This is a genomic window from Succinivibrio sp. (assembly GCF_045124615.1).
In the GTDB taxonomy this organism is placed as follows: Bacteria; Pseudomonadota; Gammaproteobacteria; order Enterobacterales; family Succinivibrionaceae; genus Succinivibrio; species Succinivibrio faecicola.
This window is the reverse complement of record NZ_JBGVMC010000055.1, coordinates 1-3,857: the sequence shown is the minus strand read 5'-3', so window position 1 is coordinate 3,857 and position 3,857 is coordinate 1. Positions and strand designations below refer to the sequence as shown.

General features: G+C 39.8%; 4 protein-coding genes and 1 pseudogene. All 5 read left to right on the top strand.

The features are described 5' to 3' along the window. A pseudogene (locus ACJML3_RS01450) lies at positions 1-223 on the top strand (phage tail protein); the annotation flags it as partial. A 54-nt stretch (positions 224-277) separates the two neighbouring features. After that, a complete protein-coding gene (locus tag ACJML3_RS01445; RefSeq protein WP_406019988.1) occupies positions 278-805 on the top strand; it encodes a phage major tail tube protein in 528 nt (175 codons plus the stop codon). Between the two features lie 11 nt (positions 806-816). After that, positions 817-1,137, top strand: coding sequence for a hypothetical protein (locus tag ACJML3_RS01440; RefSeq protein ID WP_406019986.1), 321 nt, complete (start codon positions 817-819; stop codon positions 1,135-1,137). A 38-nt stretch (positions 1,138-1,175) separates the two neighbouring features. Further along, on the top strand, positions 1,176-1,322 hold the full coding sequence (locus ACJML3_RS01435) for a hypothetical protein (protein ID WP_406019984.1): 147 nt from the start codon (positions 1,176-1,178) through the stop codon (positions 1,320-1,322). Continuing rightward, positions 1,319-3,814, top strand: coding sequence for a phage tail tape measure protein (locus tag ACJML3_RS01430; protein WP_406019982.1), 2,496 nt, complete (start codon positions 1,319-1,321; stop codon positions 3,812-3,814). Before ACJML3_RS01435 ends, ACJML3_RS01430 begins: the two co-directional genes overlap by 4 nt. Positions 3,815-3,857 lie beyond the last annotated feature (43 nt).

Below are 3,857 nucleotides of genomic sequence, written 5' to 3'. Positions count from 1 at the left end.
TGAAACAATCGTAAATTCATTGAACGTCTGGTTAAATTCACTTGTAGCAAGACAGCAGTTGTTAGGCGCACGTGTGCTATTCCGTGAGGAAGATAATCCTACAACTGAGTTAATGGATGGTATCTATCATTTCAAGGTATTCATGACTCCACCTTCACCTGCTGAAGATCTTGAATTCAATCTTGAGATTGATACCGGCTACTATGACAACTTGTTTGGTTAAGATTTTTTAAGTCCGTCTTTTTAGACGGATTTATTGTTTAAGAGGATTACAAAAATGGCAGAAAATGCTTTAACTCCAGATAAGACAGTTAATTACCGTGTTTACAAAGATGGTAACCATCAGCTAGGTATTGCAACTGTTGATCTTCCTGATTTGTCTTATATGACTGATACCATTAGCGGTGCAGGTATTGCAGGCGAAATCGATACTGCTGTTATTGGTCATCTACAGTCAATGTCATTAACAATCAATTGGAGAGCTGTAACTCCACAGGCTTTAAATCTCTTATCTACAGAGGGTACAGATTTAATCTTTAGAGGTTCTCAGCAGTACCTTGATAATGCTACTAATAAGCTTGTAGCAAAAGGTGTAAAGGTTACTGTTAAGACCTTACCAAAGACTGTAGGTTTAGGCTCATTAGAGGTTGGTGCATCAGCAGGTACAACTTCTGAGCTTGAAGTATCTTATTTAAAGATTGAAATTGATGACAAAGAAACCATTGAGGTTGATAAGCTTAATTTCATCTGTAAGATTGATGGTACTGACTTACTTTCAGATGTTAGAAATCAATTAGGAATGTAGGAGATTCTTTAATGTTTGTTACATTTGCTAAAGCTGTTAAGTTTGAAGGAAAAGAATACAAAGATGTAGAGCTGAAGCTTGAAGATTTATCAGGTGCTGACCTTAAGCAGTTGATTAGCGATTATGCTCGCATGAAGAAGATCGTTAATCCAGTGATGAGAACGGTGACTGTGATCTGTTGGGACGATAGCTTTGATCTGTTTGTTGCTTCAAAGCGTTCAGAACAGCCAATTGAATTCTTTGAGAAGTTACCAGTATCTGAATATATGCAGGTAATTGGTGCAGTGCAGGCTTTTTTCAACAGCTCGGCATTGGAAGCTCAAGCGATCTAAATGACTTTCTGAAACAGTACCGCAAAGGGGTGATGTCGTTGTCCACCTCTTTGCAGTCTCCTTTTTTTGATTTATTCAACGCGCCAATGTCGGATGTTCAGGAACTTGCAGAAGATTATCTTGAACAGCAAAAGAGCATTTCACAACAACAAAAACAGCAGAAATATCCAAGGGCAAGAAGATGAGCAATAACAGATTATTAGATTTTGCACTTACTTTTGCTGCTAAAATCGATCCTTCTCTTACACGTGCATTTAAAGCTACAACCGCTAGTCTTGACAATCTTAATAAATCTATCAATGCAACTGAACTTCAGAAGAAACAGTTAGATCAGATTTTTTCTCAGCAAAGAGCAACCTTAACTGCAGCTCAGAATTTTGCAAAGATGAAGGAGCGTTTAGAAAGTTTAGGCGCTCAGATGCAGGCAAGCAAACGTCCTAATGCTGAATTGGTTGCAGAATATGCAAAACAGCAGTTGGCCGTTAAAAAAGCATCATCTGCCCTTGAGGAAGAGAAAGCAACCTTACAGAGATTAAAAGCAGAAAGTGGTCTTGCTGGTAAAAGTCTGCAGGAATTAACTCAGAGGCAGAAAGAACTAGAGAATGCATCACGTAATGCTCAGAGGATGGCATCTCTTAACCAGAAGATAGAATCAGCTCAAGCCTCTAAATCTTCTTATGGTGCACAGTTCGCTATTGGTGCAGGTCAGATGATGCTGCTTAAATCAATGGCTTCAAATTTTACTGCACCAATCAAGTTAGGCATGGAATTTGATAAGACCATGGCCAGAGTTGGAGCTGTGTCTAATGCTTCAGCTGAAGATCTTGGCCGTTTACGTGATAAGGCACGTGAGTTAGGTGCATCAACTGTATTCTCAGCTTCTCAGGCTGCAGAAGGTATGACATATCTTGCAATGGCAGGCTTTAAGACAGAAGACATGCTAAAAGCTATGCCAGGAATGTTAAACCTTGCTTCTGCAGGTCAGGTTGATTTGGCCAGTGCTTCTGATATTGCCGCTTCAATGCTGAATGGTTTTGGTCTTGAAGCAAGTCAGATTAACCGTGTTGCTGATACTATGGTTAACACCTTTGCTAATTCCTCAACAGATCTGCAGGGATTAGGTGAAACCATGAAATATGTGGCACCGGTTGCAGCATCTATGGGAGTTGATCTTGAAACTGTTGCTGCAATGGCCGGTAAGCTTGGTGATAATGCGATACGTGGATCTCAGGCAGGTACAGCAATGCGTGCTGTATTTACACGCTTAGTTGCCCCTGCGACAGAAGGACAGAAGGCTTTATATGCTTTAGGTGTATCTGTAAAGGATGCAGAAGGCAATGTAAGAGCAATGCCTGATGTCTTAAAAGATATTGGTGTGGCTCTTAATAAATTACCTCAGGCAGCTCAGGCAGCAATTAAAAAAGATATTTTCGGTCAGGAAGCAATGTCTGCAGCAGGCATTCTGATGAATAATGCTGTTGATGGAACGTTGCAGAACTTTATTGATAAGGTTAAGGAAGCTGGAACTGCAGAGCGTGTAGCAATACAGCAGACCAATAATTTAGATGGAGAACTGGCTTCTTTAAATTCAGCTTATGAAGAAACGCAGTTAATTCTGTCTGAAGCTGTTACTCCTGCTATCAGAAAATGCACTGTATGGCTGACCAAAGGTGTTGGAGCTGTTGGTGCATTTGCAAAGAACCATGAAACCTTACTGAAGGTCTTAATGGCCGTTGGTGGTTCAATTGGTGGCATTATTGCTATGATGGCCACTTTCAACATGGTTTGGGGCGGTGCAGGCTATATTATTATGTCTGCGGTTTCAGGTGCCCTAAAATTATGGAAGATTTTAATAGTATTAAAAAATGCGATCATGGTTGTTAAGACGGTAATGCTTGCTTTTAATGCTGTATTACTTGCCAATCCTATATTTTTAATCATAACAGCAATAGCTGCTCTTATTGCAATAGGTGTTCTGCTTTATAAAAACTGGGACTTAATCAAAGAAAAAGCTGCTGCTTTATGGTCTTGGTTCTCTGAAAAATGCCCATGGTTAGCAAACGTATTCTCCAGTGCATTTAATGCCATTGTTGATTCATTTTCTAGCGTATGGAACAGAATCAAATATCACTTTACTCAGGTAATTGATTTTGTAAAAAATATCTTTTCAGGAGAATGGGGCGCTGCCTGGGAGAATGTAAAAAACATATTTGCTAATGCGTTTGGTGGCTTGGTAGGACTGGCTAAAGCTCCTATCAATGCTATCATTTTTCTTATCAATAAGGCATTCTCTGCAATAGGTTCTGTTTCAGTTTCAATACCTGATTGGGTTCCTGGTATGGGTGGCAAAACCTTTGGTTTTGAAATGCCACAGATACCAATGCTGGCCAATGGTGGTATTGTTACAAAACCTACTACTGCCCTTATAGGTGAAGGTGCTGAATCAGAAGCTGTTCTTCCTTTATCAAAATTAGAATCTCTTTTGGCAGATCATTCTTCATCTGCAGGTTCATCAAACATCACAATCAATTTCAATCCTACTATCAATGTTACAACTGATGGTAATAGCGGTGATGCTTATGACCAGATAAGAAGGGCACTTGCTGAAGGTAGTTCTAATTTCCAGAAGCAGATTGAACAGTATTTTGCTCAGAGGAGCCGTTTGAGCTATGAGTAAAACTTATACAACAGTTCAGGGTGATACCTGGGATGGTATCGCC

Excerpts from the sequence above, each read along its gene's own strand:
- ACJML3_RS01445 (WP_406019988.1), top strand. The coding sequence starts at position 278 with ATGGCAGAAAATGCTTTAACTCCAGATAAGACAGTTAATTACCGTGTT.
- ACJML3_RS01440 (WP_406019986.1), top strand. The coding sequence starts at position 817 with ATGTTTGTTACATTTGCTAAAGCTGTTAAGTTTGAAGGAAAAGAATAC.
- ACJML3_RS01430 (WP_406019982.1), top strand. The coding sequence starts at position 1,319 with ATGAGCAATAACAGATTATTAGATTTTGCACTTACTTTTGCTGCTAAA.